A 17,883-nucleotide genomic window follows, 5' to 3' on the forward strand; every position below is an offset into this window, starting at 1 on the left:
CTGGAACGCCTCCCGGACGGACCTATCCTCGTCCCGGAGGCGTTTCCATGATCAAGGTCCTGCTGTGGTTCATCCTGCTGGTCATCTGCTGGCCCCTGGCCCTGCTCCTGCTGGTCCTCTGCCCCCTGATCTGGCTGCTTCTCCTGCCCCTGCGGATCCTGGGCTTCGCGGTGGAGGGGGCGCTATCCCTGGTGCGGGGCGTCTTCCTTCTGCCCGGCCGGATCCTGGGGGGGTGAGAACCGGGTGCCGGGCGGGAAGCGCAGGCCGAAGACCGACTCCAGGACGGCCAGGAGTTCGTCCGGATCCAGTTCCCGGGTGACGCCCCCCCGGGTCAGGGAGAGCCCCCGCAGCCAGGCCCGGTCCCCCGGGGCGCACCGCTGGGCCGTGAGCACCTGGGTGAACTTCGAGTCCGGGTGGGTGCTGGTGTAGTGGTTGGCCACCTTCAGGTCCACCGGGAGGACCTCGCCGGGCTCCAGGGCGTAGAGGTCCTTCCAGGCCCCGTCCTCCCAGGCCTGGAGCACCTGCCGGGAGCCCTCCGGGACCACGCGGTTGCGGTCGCCGTGGCGCGCCGCTTCGCGGCCGTCCAGGGGCACCGGGCCCAGGACGCCGTCCCCCCCGAACCCCACGTCCGCCAGCCAGGGCCCGTCCTCCAGCGCCACCTCCAGGGCCAGGTGCGAGCGGGCCATGGGGCCGGTGGCGCCCCGGCGCACCCGGGCCTCCCGCAGCCGCACCGCGAACCCCAGCGCCTCCAGGGCCGCCGCGAACAGCGAGTTCTGCTCGAAGCAGTAGCCCCCCCGGCGCCCAGCCACCAGCTTGGCCTGCAGGGAGGCCAGGTCCAGCCGGATGGGCCGCCCCAGGTGGATATCCAGGTTCTCGAAGGGGATGGCGCGGGTGTGGGCCGCGTGCAGCGCCTCCAGGGCGGCAAGGGACGGCGCGGGCGCGCCCTGGAAGGCGATGCGCCCGAGGTAGGCTTCCAGGTCGAAGACGTCGGTCATGGGGCTCCCCGCAGGGCGGAACGGCCATAGCGTACCAGCACCGGCACCAGGAGCATCCCCCCCAGGACGATCCCCATGGTCAGGGTGGGGTTCCTGAAATACGCGTTCAGCCGGAGGGTCGTCACCGCGATGACGGCGTAGTAGAGCATGTCCCCCGCGATGGCGAAGGCCCAGCCCGCCACGAACCCGTGCCCCGCCGCCAGGGCCGCGGCGCGTCCCGTCATGGGGTCCACCCCGAAGGCGATCATCAGGAGCCCGAAGGGCCCGGCGCCCGTGCCGGTGAAGTGCCTAGCGCCCCGGGCCATGGCCAGCTTCATGGCGAAGCCCAGCCGGAACAGGAAGGGGACCCGGGCCCCCAGCTCCACCAGCAGCCGCAGGACCGGTTCGAAGGCCAGGGCCAGGATCAGGTCCGACACGAAGTAGATCCCCGCCGTCAGCGGCCAGGCCAGCCCCTGGGACCGGGCCAGCAGCACCCCGGCGGGAATCCCGCCGCCGACCGGGAGCAGAAAGAGCATCAGCACGGGGACCATGCTGGATGTTACCCCGGGTCCCGGCCGCCGCAAAAAAAGCGGGTCCTGCCCCGCTCCGGCGGCTTATTGGACAAGTCCTTTGGATAGAGTCTATGGCTCCGACAGGGGGCAGGTGGAGGAACCATACGTATAAATAATTTCTATTTAAGACCGGGCTTTCTGAAATCCCGGCCTATCCTTGCAGGTTGAGGAAAGGCCGATGCCCAAGCCCAAGCGAATCCCCTTGAAACTGGCAACGCTCCCCGCTCCCCGGGCGTCCTGGGAATCCCCGGCCCCCGCCGCCCCCTCCGCGCCGCCCGAGGTGCGTTCCTTCCCTCCCACGCAGCCGGTCGCCCGGTTCTTCGGGGTGCCGTTCCTGAAGGGCGGCGCCCGGGAGGTCACCGCCATCCACCTGTGCCCGGAACGGGTCCACCTGGCCACCATCCGGGACGGCTCGAAGCTGGAGGTGTCCAACCGCCTCACGCTCAGCCGCCTCGAATTGGGCGGCCTGACGTTCGCCAGGATGATCGCCTTTCGCCCCCGGCAGGGCACCGGGACCTCCATCGAACTGGCCATCGTCGGGCCCCCGGACCAGCCTGAGATCACCCGGTTCGACGTCCAGGCCGGGCAGCCCCTGGCCGGCCTTCCCCTCCAGGCGGTCACCGCCCTGGCCTACAGCTGCGATGGCCGCTTCGCGGCCGCCGGCAACCGCGACGGCAAGGTCCAGGTGTGGCTCCTGGGCCCCGGCCACCCCACACCCGTCCTGTCGGCCGGCTTCGAGGCCCAGGTGGAGAGCCTGGCCTTCCACGCCGAACATCCCACCGTCTACGCCACCCTGGCCACCGGCGCCCTGGTTCAGCTGGAGCTGGCGCCGAGCCCCGCCGTCGACGCCGTCCAGGCCCTGCGGCACTCGGCCCCCGGCGTCCTCGTGCACCGGGTCACCACGGGCCGCCGCGGCTACTCCATCTACCTGGCCGGGCGCGACGACCAGGTCTACGTGCTGGACACCGCCACCGGGGAGGTGGGCCTCTTCTCGCCCAACGTGGGGCCCATCACCGGCCTCCAGATCCTGCCCGCCAGCGGTCATCTGTGCGTGCTCGGCCCGCGGTCCGTCTACCTCATCGATCCGGTGGGCCCCAGCCAGCAGGAGCACCTAGCGCTCGTCTGCCCCTTCGACGACCCCATCTACGCCGCCTGGGAGCTGGACGGCGAAGCCGTCCTGGTCTTCCATGCCGCCGAGGGGGCCCTCAGCGCCTAGGCTGACGAGCCTTCGCTGGCGGGTCAAGGGACCTCCGGAGAGCCGCCCGGTCCCTGCGAAGCGTAGGTCACCTGGAATTCCCGGTTCTGGAACAGGGTTCCGAAGTCCCCGTTGCGCACCACGAAATTCCGGCCCGCCCCATCCCTGGGGGCAACCTGGACCAGGATGACGTCGCCCAGGATGGGAGCGGCCGCCGGCGGGTAGGAGAAGGACACGGACCCGTCCGCCGTGGAGGCGCTCCCCGCATAGTACCGGACCGGATCCCCGGGATTCGTCCCGTACGATTTCGCCAGGTCGATGGTGATGGCCGCCTGCCCCGGAAGCCTGGCCGCGGCCACCAGGAATCCTCGCGGAGCCCTGGCCGCGGCCCGGGCCTGGAAGTCCCGGGCGCCACGGTGGGCGACCAGGAGAACAACCGTGCCACCCAGCGCGATCCCGGCCAGGAACAAACCTGCTTGTCGAACGGACATGAAACCCATGGGTCGGATCTCCCAGTTTGGAAGGGGGGCTGGATTTTCCCCCAGCTTACAACCTCGCCCCCCCCGTCCCTCGCGGGAATTCCCAACCCCATTAGTACAAATATTTGAGATAACATGGAAGGGACGCCCGCCTTCGCGGGCCCCCGACAGCCCCCGGCCTTCCAGCGGTCCGCCGCATCGGAGGCGGACCCCAGGATGGACCATGAACCCGAATGAACCCAAACCTCGGCCCCTGTGGCTGATCCTCCTCGCCGTGCTGGCCTTCCGCTACCTCTGCCATGCCGCCGCCCTGCTCCTGATCCTGCCCAACGAGATGCAGCCCGGAAGCGCGCTGCCCGACCTGCTCCTGCGCCATGTGCCCTACGTGGCGGTCCTGGCCCGGTGGAACTACGTGCTGTGGCTCCTCTGCTACATCCCCTCGGCCCTCTGGATCGGGCGGCAGGACCGCGAGCTGTTCATTCGGCTGGTGGTGACGGACGGTCTCCTCTCGCTGCTGCGCGGCCTCATGATCCCGCTCACCGGCATCGGCCCGGTCCTCGGCGCCGACATCAACGCCCTCCACCCCTTCGCGGTGTGGCCGGCCCTGCTGTCCATCCTCAACCCCCTGAAGGCCATCGGGGAGAATTCAGCGGGCGTCTACCTGACCAAGGACCTCTTCTTCAGCGGGCACATCGCCACGACGTTCCTCCTCTACCTCTTCTCCCGCCGGTTCGGCAAGGCCAGCCGCGTCTTCCTGGCCCTGAACCTCTTCACGCTGGCCGTGGTCCTGCTGGCGCACCTCCACTACACGATCGATATCATCGCCGGGTATTCCATCACCTACGGCGTATACCGAGCGAGCGAGCTTTGCGGGTTCTCCTTCGCCTGGGTCTGGAATCCCTCCTGGGAACTGAAGGACGACCCGGAAGCGGAGTGTCCGTCCCAGGATTGAGGCACACTGGTTCACGATGCCCTTCCCCAAACGGAAATCCCCCCGCCCCGCGAAGACCGGCCTAAACCGCGCCAAGCCCAGGGCGAAGCCCCTGCGCCGCGCTTCCGGCCTGGGCCGGGCGCGCGGGACCACCGTCCTCCATGCCTGCGGCCACAAGGAAAAGCACGCCTTAAGCGGTCCCAAGTGGAAGAAGGAGAAGGACGCCCTGTGGCAGAAGGGCCAGGCCTGCACCGCCTGCTGGTCGATGGGGAAGGCCGAGGAGCAGGAAGCCCTCTGCGACCTTCCGGGGCTGCCCGAGCTGGAGGGCGCCCCCCGCCAGGTGTCCTGGGCCCGCTCCCTGCGCGCGGCGGTGATCGCCCAGGTCAAGCTGGAGGCCTGGCGCCTGGACCAGGAACGCAAGCGCAAGGGCCTGGCGCTGGCGGCGGAGCGCTACCTCGCCCTGGTCCTGCCCCCCGTCCTGGCGAGGACCGACGCCGGCTGGTGGATCGACAACCGGGAGGCGGACCTCCTGGCGCTGATCCTGGACTTCCAGACCCAGGATGACCTGGAGGCCCTGCGCCAGGAGACGGCCCAGGCCGTCGACTGCCCTTTCTAGGCGCTTAAATTGATTGGATTTTGGCGGTCGCGCGCACAGAATTAGGGGTCTTCGACGGGCCCACCCATGAAACGCATCCTCCTCTCGCTCCTGCCCTGCCTCCTGGCGGCCCAGACCGTCCCGGCCCACATCGAGGCCTTCCAGACCACGGCCAAGGCCGTGCGCAGGGGCGGCACCGTGACCCTGAGGTGGTCCGCCACCGGCGTCGACCAGGTCCGCCTGGATCCCCTGGGCCTGATCCTGCCCGCCAAGGGTGAGATCACCCACCTGGTCACCGGCCGCACCGTCTACTGGCTCCATGTCACCAACGGGGCCGGCGGCCAAAGCGCGCCCCTGGTCGTGGACCTCCTGCCGGAGGAACCGGTTCCGGCCCCTCCCCCCACCCCGGCTCCCTCCGTCCTTCCGCCCATGATGCCCCTGGAACGGCCCCGACTGGCGGCGCTTCCGGCCGTTCCCTCCTCCCCGGCGCCCGTTCTGCGGGTGGCGCTGCCCCTGCCGCACCACGCGCCCCGCGCCGTCTGGATCCAGTTCGCCGCCACCGTCAGCCCCCGGGGGGCCGCGCGGTTGCAGCGGACCCTCCTGCGCACCGCCGCCACCGAATCCTCCCTGGTGGTGCGCCATCGCCGGGCCGGGCGCCCCTACCAGCTGGTCCGCAGCGGGCCGTTCCCCTCCGTCCAGGCCGCGCGGCTGCACCTCCAGGGCCTGGCCCCCGCCATGAAGGCCCTGAGGATCCGGCCGATCGTCGTCCTCGGCCCGGCCCAGCCCCTTTCCCTGGGCACCACCTACATCGCGGATTCCCGCCAGCCCTGACGGCCGTTCAGCGCGGACCCAGCACGCGCCCGGCGACCGCGTCGAGGTTGCGCAGAAGTTCCGGATCCCGGTGGCCCGGAGCGGTGATGAGGGCATGCTCCAGGGCGGTGCGGCAGGAGCATGCGGGCGCCTTGGCATCGGCCTGGATCCGGGGCACCGCGTGCCCGGCCAGACTGCGGGCCCGGTCGGCGTTGGCCAGCAGCACCTTGACGATGGCGTCCACCGTCACGTGGTCGTGGTCCGGGTGCCAGCAGTCGTAGTCCGTCACCATGGCGACCGTGGCGTAGCAGAGCTCCGCCTCCCGGGCCAGCTTGGCCTCCGGCATGTTGGTCATCCCGATCACGTCGCAGCCCCAGGACCGGTAGAGCCTGGATTCGGCCAGGGTGGAGAACTGGGGTCCCTCCATCACCAGGTAGGTGCCGCCCCGCACCGCCTCGATGCCCGCCTCGGCGGCCGCGGCCTCCAGGTGATCGCCCAGGCGGCTGCACACCGGGTGGGCCATGGAGATGTGGGCCACCAGGCCGCTGCCGAAGAAGCTCTTCTCCCGGGCGAAGGTCCGGTCGATGAACTGGTCGGCGATGACGAAGGTGCCCGGCTTGAGGTCCTCCCGCAGGGAACCCACCGCGCTCACCGAGACCAGGTCGGTGACGCCGGCCCGTTTCAGGGCGTCGATGTTGGCCCGGTAGTTGATCATCGACGGCGAGATCCGGTGCCCCCGGCCATGGCGGGGAAGGAACACCAGGGGCTGCCCGTCCAGGTCCCCGAACAGCAGTTCATCCGAGGGTTCGCCAAAGGGAGACTTCACCTTCTCCCAGCGCTGATGGGAAAGGCCCTCCAGGTCATAGACCCCGCTGCCCCCGATGAACCCGATGACCGTCCGGCCGCCCTTTTCGCTCATGGTCTTCTCCACCAGGGATTATCGCAGATCACCGGGAGGTCGGCCCCAGCAGCCTGGCCGCGAGCTGAACCAGGGGGGACGGCAGCTGGCCAGGATCCATGGCTTCCACGAGGCTCTGCGCGCAACGGATCTTCCGCGTCGCCCGGGTTCCCAGGAAGCGGCGCAGCTGGCGATGCACCGGGGAATGGCGGTGCTGGGGCATGGCCTGGAACCGCCGGAACGAGTTGAGCTCGGCCTGGGCCTCGAGGACCCGCTCCACGGCCCCGGTTCCCAGGGCCCGGATGAGTTCGTCCTCGAGGTCGTCGACGCACGCGAAGAAGCCGGACGCATCCAGGGATTCGTGGGGGGCGGCCCCAAGGGAGGCGTTCTCGAGCGCACGGCGGACGTGCCGCTCGTCGGCGACGTCGTACAGGCCGCAGAAACCCGCACGGGGGTTTCCGCGCACAAGCTCCGCCAGCACCTTCGGGAAGTTGGTGACGCCGCCCGCCGGCCAGATCTGGATGCGACGTGAGCCCAGGTCGCAACCGACGAGATCGGCCAGCGCGCGGACCGCGGCCGCATCGCTGTCGCCTTCGACGAGCACCAGGGTCCGGATCATGGTCGCGGGTGCCATTCGGGAGCGTCAAGCACCGTGCCGGTTCACTGGCCGGCCGGGGGTTCCCAGAGTTCCACCTTGTTCCCCTCGGGGTCGATGACCCAGGCGAAGATGCCGTATTCCGACGCTTCGACCTTCTCGAGGACGTTGCAGCCCTCCGTCCGCAGGACCGCTACGAGGGCCTGAAGGTTCTCGACCCGGTAATTGATCATGAAGGAGGCCTTGCTCGGGGCGAAGCCCTCCCCCTCTTCGCCCCCGATGCTCCAGATCGTCGTTCCCCCCGTGGGGGTCCCCTGGCTGTCGGCCCAGCTGAATGCCGCCCCGCCCCAGGCCTGGACATCGATCCCCAGGTGCTTCTGGTACCAGGCCCGAAGTGCGACCGGGTCCTTTGCCTTGAAGAAGATTCCACCGATACCCGTGACTCTGTTCATGGGTGACTCCTGGACATCGAAGAAGGGAAAATCGAAGGCCCCGGGTTGGGCGGGCGGCTGGGCCCTGCCGCTTGAACGAACTATGACATTCCTGGGAGGTGTTTTGAACCGCCCGGCTGGGGGTCGGGTGCCGACGCCGGACGGACCCCATGGTAGACTCCCCCAGCTTGCAGCGCCAAGGGGGACGCCGATGGCCAGGAACGTGATCTGCCTCTGGTATGACGACGCGGCTGAAGAAGCGGCCAGGTTCTACGCGCGCACGTTTCCGGACAGCGCCCTGAAAGCCGTTCACCGCGCTCCTGGCGATTTTCCGGGGGGCAAGGAGGGGCAGGTCCTCACGGTCGAGTTCACGGTGCTGGGCCTGCCCTGCCTTGGCCTGAATGGCGGTCCGCATTTCAGGCACAGCGAAGCCTTTTCCTTCCAGATCGTCACCGAGGACCAGGAGGAGACGGACCGCTACTGGGATGCCATCGTCGGGAATGGCGGCACCGAGAGCGCCTGCGGGTGGTGCAAGGACAGATGGGGCCTGTCCTGGCAGATCACGCCCCGCGTCCTGCTGGAGGCGACGACCGGTCCCGATCCTGCGGCAGCGAAGCGCGCGTTTGAGGCGATGATGGGAATGACGAGGATCGATATCGCCGTGATCGAGGCCGCACGTTCCGGAACCGCGCGGTCCTGGCCTGCCGGCAGGCCATCCGGTTGAGTTCCGGGCTACCTGGGCAGGGGCTGGGATGGAGCCGGCTGGAAGGTTGCTGCCGTTTCGGAAGCCGCGGATGGCGTGGGGTGCTGAGCCCGGTAGCGGGCTGCCCGCAGCAAGGCCTCGGCCGATCCTGGATCCTTGCGCTTGAAGTGATCCACGTAGAACCTCAGGCCCGCGACATCTCCGTCAAGCAGGATTTCATGCTCGGCGATGGCCGTCGGATTTTCCTGGGCCCTGAGGTGCTGAAGGAGCCGCGTTCGCTCGAACGTCGAAACCCTGAGCCGAAGCTCAGCTGATCGCGTGTTTGCGTCCAGCCAATAGATCGTGGCCGCGCCACCGCCGAGAGCGGCGCCGATGGCCAGCGTCACGATGGGGATCACGAGATGACGGTTCATTCGCATGTGGGCTCCTGACGCTGACAAGGGAGCCGGCCCCAGCCTGGCGGCGCGGACGTCACCCTTCCTTGATTTCAACCGTGGCCTTGACGGTCAGTGGCACGCCGTTGCGAAGCGAATTCACCCCGATGACGGAGCGGACATGAACACCTGCCGGGCCGAAAACCTCCACCAGCAGGTCGGAGGCACCATCCAGGACCTTTGCATGCTCTTCGAATTCGGCGGTCGCGTTGATCGAACCGTGGAGCTCGACGAATCGGACGACCCTGTCAAGCGAACCGAGGTGATCCTTCAATGCCGAAATCAGATCTATGCAGGCGGAACGGGCGAAGGCGTAGCCCTGGGCGGTGGAGTATTCACTCCCCAGGCGGCCCTTTGGCTTTTTCCCGTCGATGGGCAGAGGCGCCCGGCCCGAGGTGAACAGGAGATTCCCGGACTGCACGACCGACACGTAATTGCCCGCAGGTGCGCCGCCGGCGGGGAGATCGATTCCAAGCTCCTTGATTCGTTGTTCAGCACGCATGAAGAACCCCGGTTCCATTTGACGTGGAATCACACCTCACGAAATCAGCTGGCCGAAAGCGTACCACCTCCCTTGCCGGAGAAGCGCATGAAAAGCCACCCGCAACCCAGTGCCAGGATACAGGCGCCCATGCAGCAGACCGGGAAGGAGCGGTTGTTGATCCGGCTCGCAACCCAGAAGGCCGGGAGAAGGCTGAGGAGAAAGGCGACTGCGAATCGAGTCCGGTCCTTCATGGCTTTCATCTCCTGGAACGTCCCGGCCGGGGTTGAGCGGAATGGCGGCTGGAAGGGCTATTGCTTGGGCTTCCTTGGGCGGTCATCGTCGGACATCTGATAGAGGGAATTTGCATTATGCAGGCCTGTCGGACCCATCCTGTTCTCCGGAGCGTCCCGCATGCCTTGGAGATCGCCGAGGGCCTCCCGGTACATTCGGGATCGAAACAATAACCAGAAGATCAGGGCTATTCCCATCATGGCGAGGAAGATGATCAACCCGGATGGCATGGGGCCCTCCTTGGAGGATTCCTGGAGCGGAAGTCGGGTCGGCCCCAGCTTGGCGGCGCGATCGGGGACGAAGGGGGATGGGAAAGACGATACCACCTTGGGCGAGAGGCCGGCAGGGGTCCGTCAGGAGCAGAGGGTCAGGCAGGGTGGCTTGAAGCCCTGGATAAAGGGAATCTCATGATCCCCCTCCGTCAACCGGGGGACAACGTATGGGCATCGCGGGCCAGGAGCCACCGGCCATCCGCCTGTTTGCGGTAGATCGTTATCCGATGGCCGGCCAACCGGGTCCTTTCCCCACTTCCGGGCCGGGTGACCGACAACGTGTCCCGGCTCCGCGTATACGCGACTGCGCCGACGACCACGACCTCCTCCAGTTCGCTGGTGCACAGGAACCGTATCCGTTGGCGAGCTGCCGAGAAGTTGGCTGAGAATCCATCCCGGCCGAATGGCGCCTGGCCGGGACCGAGGAATACGGCATCGTCCGCCATCAAGGTGAGTAGGCGGGCCAGATTGCCGTCATTGACGGCGCCCAGCCAGGTCGAATGAACCTCACGGATTTCTTGTTCATCGGATCCCATCCGTCACCTCCGACCCTGAATGATAAGCCGCATCGAAGGATGGTTTGCGAATCCCTTTCCTGGCCTTCAGGGGGCCCTTTCGGGTTCAGGCGTTCGCTTCGCCCCGCGCAGGGGCACGAAGTCGCCCTTCACGTCCTGGTAGGCGCCAGGACCTGGGATCTCGTCGCCGAGCTTGAATTCCGAGACAATCGAACCCTTCTCGCCGTCCAGGGTGAAGGTGTGGGCGGCGGCCCGGTCCATGTTGAACATCAGGGCTGTGGCGTGGACGCTGCCGTCAGCCTCCAGGGCGAAATCGATGGCCTCCGGTACCAGGGGCGTCGAGCAGGTGGCGCTGGAGTCGACCCCTGTCCATCGGGGAGATTGGCCCTTCCGGGCGAAGGCGACCTTCATCCAGGGGACGGTGATCTCCTTGAGGTTGTAGGAATCCAGGTTCATCCTATAGAACCGCCCCGTGCCCCGCAGATATACGAAGAGCGATCCGTTCGAGACGCAGAAGACCGGCGTGGCCCGGTTCGGGTAGGACTCCGCGTCGCACCCGAGGACATCGTAGTCGATTGTTTTCACGATCGTGGCCTCACCGGGCCCCGAGCCCGGTTCCAGGACCTCGATGAAGTTCACCTCCCCCCCGAACAGGGCGATCCGGTGCCCCGGAAGCACCACCAGTCCCGCTCTCGGGGACTGGCGCCCATTGCGTTTGGCGAAGGACGGCCGCAGCTTGTAGACCTGCACCCACGCCTGGTCCACGTGCTTGAAGAGGGCGGTGGAACCCACCCAATACAGGGCCCCGGTCTCGTCCAGCTGGAAACCGATGCTGGAATTGAGCGAGCGGTCAGACCGCACAAAGCCCTCTCGCATCGCATCACTCAGTCCCGGGTCAGCGTCGAACCGGCTTAACGTCTCTTCCACCGGCGCCTCCGGCAAGGCTTCCCTGGACCGGAGGGCAAAACCGCTCTCCCGCTTCTCGAAGCGGTAGATGCTCGACTCGAAGATCAAGGCCTGGTCGGTCCCGCTGGGGTCGTAGGGCGCCAGGACGACGGGCATCCCGAAATACCCCGTGCGGAAGAGAGGGGCCGGCGCCTGGCCCGTGGCCGCAAAGGTCACCGTATCGCCGTTGGGTAGCCGATCGATGGCCACGTAGGTCGATGGGCGCACCTCCGGCGGGGCCGGTTCTGCGCCCAAGGCGCAGGCCGTTGCGATCAGGATGGGCCAACGCGATCGAAAAGCCATTTGCCGCCTCCGCAGGATGTTCCGTTAATGCAACGGGGATTGGAAGACAGGATAGCTGTCCAGCCTATGCACCCACAACGAGGAGGGAAGATCCCAAATCCATAATCGGTTTTAACCATTCCTTCAGGTGGTCCGTGCGCGCCCAACGCCGAAGGCGAGTCGGCCCGAACCTGGACGCCGTCGCGGGGCCTTCCATCCAGCCGACACCCTCCATGGGCCGGCATGTGAAAATCACCTCGTTGGGAAGGCGCGGTGGGATTGGCGTCCAATTGAAACGCCGGGGGGGAAGGGCGCTGATTGCCCATCGGACGGCGGCCTGCCCTGGTGATGGAGCTGGACTTTTCGCTCACCGAGGCCGGTGCAGAGAAGCCCGCCAACCGAGGCCTTCTGGGGGCCCACAGCTGGACGCGCGCAAAAAATATATGGCCCGACCCGTCTTATCTGGAAGGGCTTCCAGATATACCCATCGAGGAATTGAATTTATTGACAATCTTGGCTGTCGCCAGCGCAGCAATGCAGCATACCAGGATGCCAATCAGGAGGATTCCCATTTTCCAGGCAGTGGAAATGCCTCGCGTGGATCCGATTGTGCGTGAAGGTTCGTCTAGCATTGAAGGACTCCTGTCTCAACATGTCCCTGATCAGGGCGTTGATGGACCATTGTCTCTATTGCTGGGTTGGGATTTGATTGTAAATTGATTGGAATAAACCATTATATCGCCACTTTGAATTTTCGGATCAACAATTGATAAAGTTTAAAAATAATCGACCGATTCCAGGCATTCAGTTGAAGCGCTCCAGGGAGACGGGCGCTAATTGCCCATCGGCCTGCCCTGGTAATGTAGCTCCGGGATTTTCGCCTGATGAAGTCGGCGTGGAGAAACCCGCCTTGCCTTGGCCTCCAGGGAAACTGCCTCATGACGCGGCGCAGACCTGTGGCCCTGGGGTTTTGCGCCCCATGGCATGGCACCGAAGTTGGTTCGGCCCCCGTAGGGCGTCGCGAACGGGGGAGGAGGATCGGAAAGACGGTACCACCAAGGGGAGCCGTGCAGGTTGTGGCCTTTCCCCAAATCTGAGTACCAAATGAAACGTTAGGGCTCATCCTGAACGAGGAGAACCCTGAATGCGCAAGCCCAAGCTCACCGACGAGCAGATCGTCGCCCTTCTGCGTGAGGCAGAACGAGGCGAAAACACCATCACCGAGCTTTGCAAAAAGGCCGGCGTCTCCGAGGTGACCTTCTACCGGTGGCGGAACAAGTTCTCCGGGAACACCGTGCAGGACGTCCGGAAGCTCAAGCAGTTGGAGAAGGACAACGCTCGCCTCCTGCGGCTCCTTGGGCAGCGGGACGTCGAGATCGACGCCATGAAGGAACTGCTCGCAAAAAAATGGTGAGCGCTCCTCAGAAACGCGAGGGGGTAAGGCTCTTGAAGGCTGAAGGGATTTCGGAGCGCAGGATCGCTGTGCTTCTGGGCATCACAAGGACTGGGCAGCGCTACCAAGCCCGGCCCAAGCCCCAGGACCACCAGGCTGACCTGATCAAGGCCCTGAGCGCCGAACACCCTCGCTACGGGCAGAACCGCGTCTGGGCCCTGCTCCGGCGCAGCGGCGTCGTCATCAACATCAAAGCCGTGAACCGCATCTGGCAGAAGTACGGCCTTCAGGTTTCTCGGCGGCCAAGGCGGAAGAAAATCAGGACCGGGGACAGCGTTCCTCGGAAGGCCGAGTTCATCAACCATGTCTGGACCTACGACTTCGTCTTCGACTGGTCGTTCAATGGCGTCTCCTTGAAGTTCCTGACCTTGGAAGACGAGTTCACTCGGGAGTCGCTGGCCATCGAGGTTGGGCACACCTTCAATTCCCTTCAGGTCCGTGGCGTGCTGGCCCGGGTCTTCCAGGAGCGCGGCGTACCCAAGTTCTTGCGCAGCGACAACGGCTCAGAGTTCATCGCCATCGACCTGAAATTATGGATCGGGGACCTGGGCATCGACACTCACCTCATCGACCCCGGCAAGCCCTGGCAGAACGGCTACGCCGAGAGCTTCAACGCCAGGTTCCGGGACGAATGCCTTAACCAGGAAACCTTCCACGGCGTGCGGGAGGCCGCCGTCATCATCAAGGCCTTCAGCAAGCGATACAACGAGTGCCACCCGCATTCCAGCCTCGGATTCTATACGCCCAGGGAGTTTGCCCGGCTTTCCAAGTCGGGGGCTCTGCCCCCGGACCCCCGGGATTTACCGCCTTGGGGCCTACCCGCGGTCAGCAAGAGGACCGCACGCGGCCCCCTTGCTCCTGCAGTGCAGGCCCCTGGGATGGCGCTCGAGTCGGATCCCTCCGGCGCTCTATCCTCCACCCAGGCAGCGGAGAAGGTATCATGAACCCGACCAAGCCTGCGGCTTGGCGGTCTTTTTGCCCCCAATTTAACCGAGGACTAACCTTCCACTTGGTTCTCAATTTGGGGAAAGGCCAACAGGGCGGCTTTGGTGACCAGTTGCGGCAATGGCAATGCAGCATGCACCAAGGTGCCACCGCTTGGAATTCTTGCAACTACGGCGCCTCGATGGGCCTAACGCCGAAGTTGAGTCGGCCCCAACCTGGCGGCACGAACGGGGGAGAAGGGAGGTTGGAAAGATGTGACCTCAAAGGGAGAAGGTCAGGTTGGGGTCCGACCTCGAACGCTGGGTTAGGTCCGGCGCGTGTGTTACTGCCGATCTCGGTGCTGCCCTAACGAGTGGCGCTACCCGGCCGCGCCTTCGCTGAGACGAAGGACGAAGCCGAGCCTGTGAGATTAGAGAGAGCGGAAGATAATGCTGGCGGGGTCCGATTTGGCCATTGGGTTGGACCGCAGGATCCTCGCGAATGAGGTAAAGGAGATTTTGGTAGAATAGCCACTACTAGCCAAACGATGACAATTGGAACTGCGTAAAGAAGCCGCTGGAGAGTTACGAAAGCAAAAATTCCGACAACAATAATAGGGCCCTTCCAAATGATGGAGCATCCGGAAGTGTTCCGGAGCCTGGAGTAGTAGTATTCAGCCTTCGAGTTCTCTTTAGGGATCTTAGAGATCCTTTCCGCAATCAAATAGCGGCCTAAGGTCCAAACGTAGCTTGTTACAAATGCAATTATTGGGACAAGGTACCAATCCTTAATGGATTCATTGCTTGTGATCAGGGTAGAAAGCAGGGTGTAACCCAGCGCCCACAGCACCGATTTGAAGTGGATATCCGAATTGTCTGTTTCAGGATGGAGCATATCGATGCGGCCTAACGCCGAAGTTGAGTCGGCCCCAACCTGGCGGCGCGAACGGGGGAGAAGGAGGATTGGAAAGACGATACCACCAAGGGGAGAAGTGCAGGTTGGGGTCCGACCTCGAACTGGGGGGATTAAGCGAGGATTGGCGTTCAGTTGAAGCGCTGGGAGGGGAAGATCGGGCTGCGGCTTGCCCGATAGCTCTGGGCTTTTCCTCACTGAGGCCGGGGAGAAGCACGCCTAGAAGTGCAGGTTGAGGGATTGGAAAGACGATACCACCAAGGGGAGAAGTGCAGGTTGGGGTCCGACCTCGAACGCTGGGTTAGGACCGGCGCGTGAATATTACCTCGTTGGGACGGCGCGACGGGATTGGCGTTCAGTTGAAGCGCTGGGAGGGGAAGGGCGCTGATTGCCCATCGGGCTGCGGCTTGCCCTGGTGATGTAGCTCTGGGCTTTTCGCTCACTGAGGCCGGCGCAGAGAAGCACGCCTACCGTGACCTTCGAGGGAGCCGCAGCAGGGCGCGGCGCGATGCTGGGCCCTGGGGTTCTGCGCGCCCCATGCCCTAACGCCGAAGTTGAGTCGGCCCCAACCTGGCGGCGCGAACGGGGGAGAAGGGGGATTGGAAAGACGATACCACCAAGGGGAGAAGGACAGGTTGGGGTCCGACCTCGAACGCTGGGTTAGGACCGGCGCGCGAATATTACCTCGTTGGGACGGCGTGGTGGGATGGGCGTTCAGTTGAAACGCCCGAGGGGGAAGGGCGCTGATTGCCCATCGGGCTGCGGCTTGCCCTGGTGATGTAGCTTTGGGCTTTTCGGCCACTGAGGCCGGCGCGGAGAAACCCGCCTACCGGAGCTTTCGGGGGAGCCGCAGTAGGACGCGGCGCGATGCTGGGCCCCGGGGTTCTTCGCGCCCCATGCCCTAACGCACAAGTTGAGTCGGCCCCAACCTGGCGGCGCGAACGAAGGAGAAGGAGGATTGGAAAGACGATACCACCAAGGGGAGAAGTGCAGGTTGGGGTCCGACCTCGAACGCTGGGTTAGGACCGGAGCGTGAATATTACCTCGTTGGGACGGCGCGGTGGGGCCTGGTTCAAGTGGTGCGAAAGGATGAGCAGGGCGAGTATTCGAGACCGAGGTTCTGCTATTGCCGGGTAAAGAGAATCTTATCATTTGTGGCGAACGGTGGCTGGACGACAGTCTCTTGCCAGTCCGCGGGGAATGCAAATCGCGATGCCAAGGACTCGGTGAGATTGGCGAACCCAAGCCATTCTTCGCTGATTTGGAAGTAGCGCGGCTCGCTTCCGAATTCGATCTGCAGACAGACAAGATCGGTGGTGATCAGATCGCGTTTGTACGCTGTGATCGAGCGGATTGAGGCCCATTCAATGGACAAATCGCCCACCGCAAACCCCTCCGGGGCAATTCGAATTTCTGGAATGGGTTTCTTTCGGCAGAACATCGTAGCCTTCGTGATTGCTCCCTGGGATCCCTAACGCACAAGTTGAGTCGGCCCCAACCTGGCGGCGCGAACGGAGGAGAAGGGAGATTGGAAAGATGTTACCTCAAAGGGAGAAGGTTAGGTTGGGGTCCGACCTCGAACGCTGGGTTAGGACCGGCGCGCCAATCAAGCCGCACTGGGGCGGCGCCTTTGGATCGGGCCGGACGTTTGAGTTTCATTAAGAAAGATACGCTGCTCTCCTACCGTCAGTCGCTTGGACAAATGGGTGATGATGAAGGTTCAGTGGCGCTATATGGCGTAGTTAATTCTTGAACTCAGCGTTAGCACACAATTGTTTGTTTGAATTGATATCGATCTATAAGCTGGTGCAGAATCGTGGTCAACATCATTGTCGGAAAATGTAGAAAGGAACCCAAACAAGAACAAAAAGTACCATGAACCCAATGACCCTGATTGTTCTAAGCCACAACGGGTCGGTGGCTTTATCGTGTTTGAAGAAGATGAGGAGCCCGGCGTAGACCACGATCATTAGGACAGCAACCGGAATCAACCCCCTTCCAAGGGAGTACAGCACCTCCTTTAGTGAGGCCTTTGGCCCGTTTCTCCATTCCTTTATGGCTGAGTAAAGAACTAATCCGCCCCATGCCAGGATTAAACAGTTGAGGAGATATCGAAGAATTTTAAGATGCCGCTGCATGGGATGCCTAACGCCGAAGTTGAGTCGGCCCCAACCTGGCGGCGCGAACGGAGGAGAAGGAGGATTGGATAGATGCTACCTCAAAGGGAGAAGGTCAGGTTGGGGTCCGACCTCGAACGCTGGGTTAGGACCGGCGCGTAAATATTTCCTCGTTGGGACGGCGCGGTGGTGTGAGCGATGTTGAGGTAAGGGGTCGAGTGCAAGGTTATGCAGGCGAGGGATCAACGGTGTGACTCGGTGCAACGGCGCGGTGTAGATTGTGGACCGCTAATATAGAAATGGGTAGGCAGATGGCAGTGGAGACTGCGAGGGCAACCATGAAATCCTGAGCGGAAAGGGCGGTTAAAGAATTCGGGAGAGACTCATAGGAAGGGGGATAAAAACCTTCGGCCTGAATTATTGGTTTGGAGAAATGGTTGAATAGGTATCGCTCGATAAAAACTAGGGTTAGATAAACCGTTGTGGCCATGGTCGTAGCCCAGCCAGTTCCGAAAAGTATCGAAGGAAGAACCCATGCCCTTGTGAACCAATCATCCTTTTTGCTGAGCGCGATGAACGCTGCGAGTAGGCAAGGAACTTCAATGGCCAGGGCCAGGAACATTAACCGAAAGATATCAACCGGCTTTGTTAAAGCCTCTAAGCAATCACCAGAAGCTGAGATGAGGGTGAGTGTGATGTAGAGCGTGCCGAAAAGATAGATTGGCAAGGAGAAGGTGAAAATGGTCCTTCTCCTTAATCTCTGGTCGTACCAGGCTTTGGAGAAAATCGGAGAAGTAGAATCTTGGATTTGGGGGTCGAGCATCGGGAGACCTAGCGCAATATCTATGCTGGTGTGGGTGATTCCTAACGTGAATTGGGCCAACCCAGAAAAGGCGGCCCGGGTTGGGCTAACCATGATGGGAGTTGAGTAGGCGCTGATATGCCTTGGATTCTACTCCGGGGTGGCGGCTTTGGCGTACCAATCACGGCCGGATCGGGATTATCTCCGGGCGGTCTTCCGGGGGGGTATGGGGCGCCCCGGGGAAGGTCGAAACGGGCGCGCCGGGGATG

Annotated in this window: 21 protein-coding genes; 9 read left to right on the top strand and 12 right to left on the bottom strand. The window is 64.0% G+C overall.

Going from position 1 to position 17,883, the window contains the following annotated elements; translation table 11 throughout:
- The first annotated feature begins 47 nt into the window (after positions 1 to 47).
- Positions 48 to 236 carry a hypothetical protein gene (locus tag RAH40_RS17740; protein WP_306598928.1) on the top strand — a complete coding sequence of 63 codons (189 nt, stop codon included), beginning with the start codon at positions 48 to 50 and terminating at the stop codon, positions 234 to 236.
- Here the strand turns inward: RAH40_RS17740 and RAH40_RS17745 are convergent.
- Both RAH40_RS17745 and RAH40_RS17750 read right to left on the bottom strand, forming a co-directional pair.
- The gene (locus RAH40_RS17745; protein ID WP_306598929.1) at positions 183 to 995 is read right to left on the bottom strand and encodes an arylamine N-acetyltransferase; all 813 of its coding nucleotides are present in this window, start codon (positions 993 to 995) and stop codon (positions 183 to 185) included. The genes RAH40_RS17740 and RAH40_RS17745 overlap by 54 nt on opposite strands.
- Complete coding sequence (locus RAH40_RS17750) at positions 992 to 1,525, bottom strand: hypothetical protein (protein ID WP_373432531.1); 534 nt, start codon at positions 1,523 to 1,525, stop codon at positions 992 to 994. The genes RAH40_RS17745 and RAH40_RS17750 overlap by 4 nt, the downstream gene beginning before the upstream one ends.
- 199 nt (positions 1,526 to 1,724) lie before the next feature.
- Between RAH40_RS17750 and RAH40_RS17755 the strand changes: the two genes are divergently transcribed.
- Complete coding sequence (locus tag RAH40_RS17755) at positions 1,725 to 2,762, top strand: WD40 repeat domain-containing protein (RefSeq protein WP_306598930.1); 1,038 nt, start codon at positions 1,725 to 1,727, stop codon at positions 2,760 to 2,762.
- Positions 2,763 to 2,785: 23 nt separating this feature from the next.
- Here RAH40_RS17755 and RAH40_RS17760 read toward each other — a convergent pair whose 3' ends face one another.
- Positions 2,786 to 3,241, bottom strand: coding sequence for a hypothetical protein (locus RAH40_RS17760; RefSeq protein ID WP_306598931.1), 456 nt, complete (start codon positions 3,239 to 3,241; stop codon positions 2,786 to 2,788).
- A gap of 202 nt (positions 3,242 to 3,443) precedes the next feature.
- Here RAH40_RS17760 and RAH40_RS17765 point away from each other — a divergent pair, with 202 nt between their 5' ends.
- From RAH40_RS17765 to RAH40_RS17775, 3 genes are all read left to right on the top strand, one after another.
- Complete coding sequence (locus RAH40_RS17765; protein WP_306598932.1) at positions 3,444 to 4,172, top strand: phosphatase PAP2-related protein; 729 nt, start codon at positions 3,444 to 3,446, stop codon at positions 4,170 to 4,172.
- 16 nt (positions 4,173 to 4,188) lie between these two features.
- Entirely contained in the window at positions 4,189 to 4,767 is a 579-nt protein-coding gene (locus RAH40_RS17770; protein WP_306598933.1) for a hypothetical protein, read from the top strand.
- A gap of 66 nt (positions 4,768 to 4,833) precedes the next feature.
- Entirely contained in the window at positions 4,834 to 5,577 is a 744-nt protein-coding gene (locus RAH40_RS17775) for a hypothetical protein (protein WP_306598934.1), read from the top strand.
- 7 nt (positions 5,578 to 5,584) lie between these two features.
- Here RAH40_RS17775 and RAH40_RS17780 read toward each other — a convergent pair whose 3' ends face one another.
- Genes RAH40_RS17780 through RAH40_RS17790 form a run of 3 tightly spaced genes read right to left on the bottom strand, consistent with a single transcriptional unit; the run spans position 5,585 to position 7,501 of the window.
- The gene (locus tag RAH40_RS17780) at positions 5,585 to 6,475 is read right to left on the bottom strand and encodes an S-methyl-5'-thioadenosine phosphorylase (protein WP_306598935.1); all 891 of its coding nucleotides are present in this window, start codon (positions 6,473 to 6,475) and stop codon (positions 5,585 to 5,587) included.
- Between the two features lie 28 nt (positions 6,476 to 6,503).
- Positions 6,504 to 7,088, bottom strand: coding sequence for a TOPRIM nucleotidyl transferase/hydrolase domain-containing protein (locus RAH40_RS17785; RefSeq protein WP_306598937.1), 585 nt, complete (start codon positions 7,086 to 7,088; stop codon positions 6,504 to 6,506).
- Between the two features lie 26 nt (positions 7,089 to 7,114).
- Positions 7,115 to 7,501: a VOC family protein gene (locus RAH40_RS17790; RefSeq protein ID WP_306598938.1), complete on the bottom strand. Its 387-nt coding sequence runs from the start codon at positions 7,499 to 7,501 to the stop codon at positions 7,115 to 7,117.
- 190 nt (positions 7,502 to 7,691) lie between these two features.
- On the opposite strand from RAH40_RS17790, the gene RAH40_RS17795 reads away from it, so the two are divergent.
- On the top strand, positions 7,692 to 8,204 hold the full coding sequence (locus RAH40_RS17795) for a VOC family protein (protein WP_306598939.1): 513 nt from the start codon (positions 7,692 to 7,694) through the stop codon (positions 8,202 to 8,204).
- An 8-nt stretch (positions 8,205 to 8,212) separates the two neighbouring features.
- Here RAH40_RS17795 and RAH40_RS17800 read toward each other — a convergent pair whose 3' ends face one another.
- From RAH40_RS17800 to RAH40_RS17815, 4 genes are all read right to left on the bottom strand, one after another.
- Positions 8,213 to 8,602: a hypothetical protein gene (locus RAH40_RS17800; protein ID WP_306598940.1), complete on the bottom strand. Its 390-nt coding sequence runs from the start codon at positions 8,600 to 8,602 to the stop codon at positions 8,213 to 8,215.
- 52 nt (positions 8,603 to 8,654) lie between these two features.
- Complete coding sequence (locus RAH40_RS17805; protein ID WP_306598941.1) at positions 8,655 to 9,119, bottom strand: RidA family protein; 465 nt, start codon at positions 9,117 to 9,119, stop codon at positions 8,655 to 8,657.
- Between the two features lie 694 nt (positions 9,120 to 9,813).
- Positions 9,814 to 10,200 carry an SgcJ/EcaC family oxidoreductase gene (locus RAH40_RS17810; protein WP_306598942.1) on the bottom strand — a complete coding sequence of 129 codons (387 nt, stop codon included), beginning with the start codon at positions 10,198 to 10,200 and terminating at the stop codon, positions 9,814 to 9,816.
- A 66-nt stretch (positions 10,201 to 10,266) separates the two neighbouring features.
- Positions 10,267 to 11,427, bottom strand: coding sequence for a hypothetical protein (locus RAH40_RS17815; RefSeq protein ID WP_306598943.1), 1,161 nt, complete (start codon positions 11,425 to 11,427; stop codon positions 10,267 to 10,269).
- A gap of 297 nt (positions 11,428 to 11,724) precedes the next feature.
- Between RAH40_RS17815 and RAH40_RS17820 the strand changes: the two genes are divergently transcribed.
- From RAH40_RS17820 to RAH40_RS17830, 3 genes are all read left to right on the top strand, one after another.
- Positions 11,725 to 12,126, top strand: coding sequence for a hypothetical protein (locus tag RAH40_RS17820; protein ID WP_306598944.1), 402 nt, complete (start codon positions 11,725 to 11,727; stop codon positions 12,124 to 12,126).
- Positions 12,127 to 12,550: 424 nt separating this feature from the next.
- Positions 12,551 to 12,820, top strand: coding sequence for a transposase (locus tag RAH40_RS17825; protein ID WP_306598849.1), 270 nt, complete (start codon positions 12,551 to 12,553; stop codon positions 12,818 to 12,820).
- Positions 12,814 to 13,803 carry an IS3 family transposase gene (locus RAH40_RS17830; RefSeq protein WP_306598848.1) on the top strand — a complete coding sequence of 330 codons (990 nt, stop codon included), beginning with the start codon at positions 12,814 to 12,816 and terminating at the stop codon, positions 13,801 to 13,803. Before RAH40_RS17825 ends, RAH40_RS17830 begins: the two co-directional genes overlap by 7 nt.
- Before the next feature lie 2,015 nt (positions 13,804 to 15,818).
- Here the strand turns inward: RAH40_RS17830 and RAH40_RS17835 are convergent.
- Together RAH40_RS17835 and RAH40_RS17840 are read right to left on the bottom strand one after the other, a co-directional pair.
- A complete protein-coding gene (locus tag RAH40_RS17835; RefSeq protein ID WP_306598945.1) occupies positions 15,819 to 16,136 on the bottom strand; it encodes a hypothetical protein in 318 nt (105 codons plus the stop codon).
- A gap of 902 nt (positions 16,137 to 17,038) precedes the next feature.
- Positions 17,039 to 17,635: a hypothetical protein gene (locus tag RAH40_RS17840; RefSeq protein ID WP_306598946.1), complete on the bottom strand. Its 597-nt coding sequence runs from the start codon at positions 17,633 to 17,635 to the stop codon at positions 17,039 to 17,041.
- Positions 17,636 to 17,883 lie beyond the last annotated feature (248 nt).

It is taken from the genome of Geothrix sp. 21YS21S-2, assembly GCF_030846775.1.
Classification (GTDB): Bacteria; Acidobacteriota; Holophagae; order Holophagales; family Holophagaceae; genus Mesoterricola.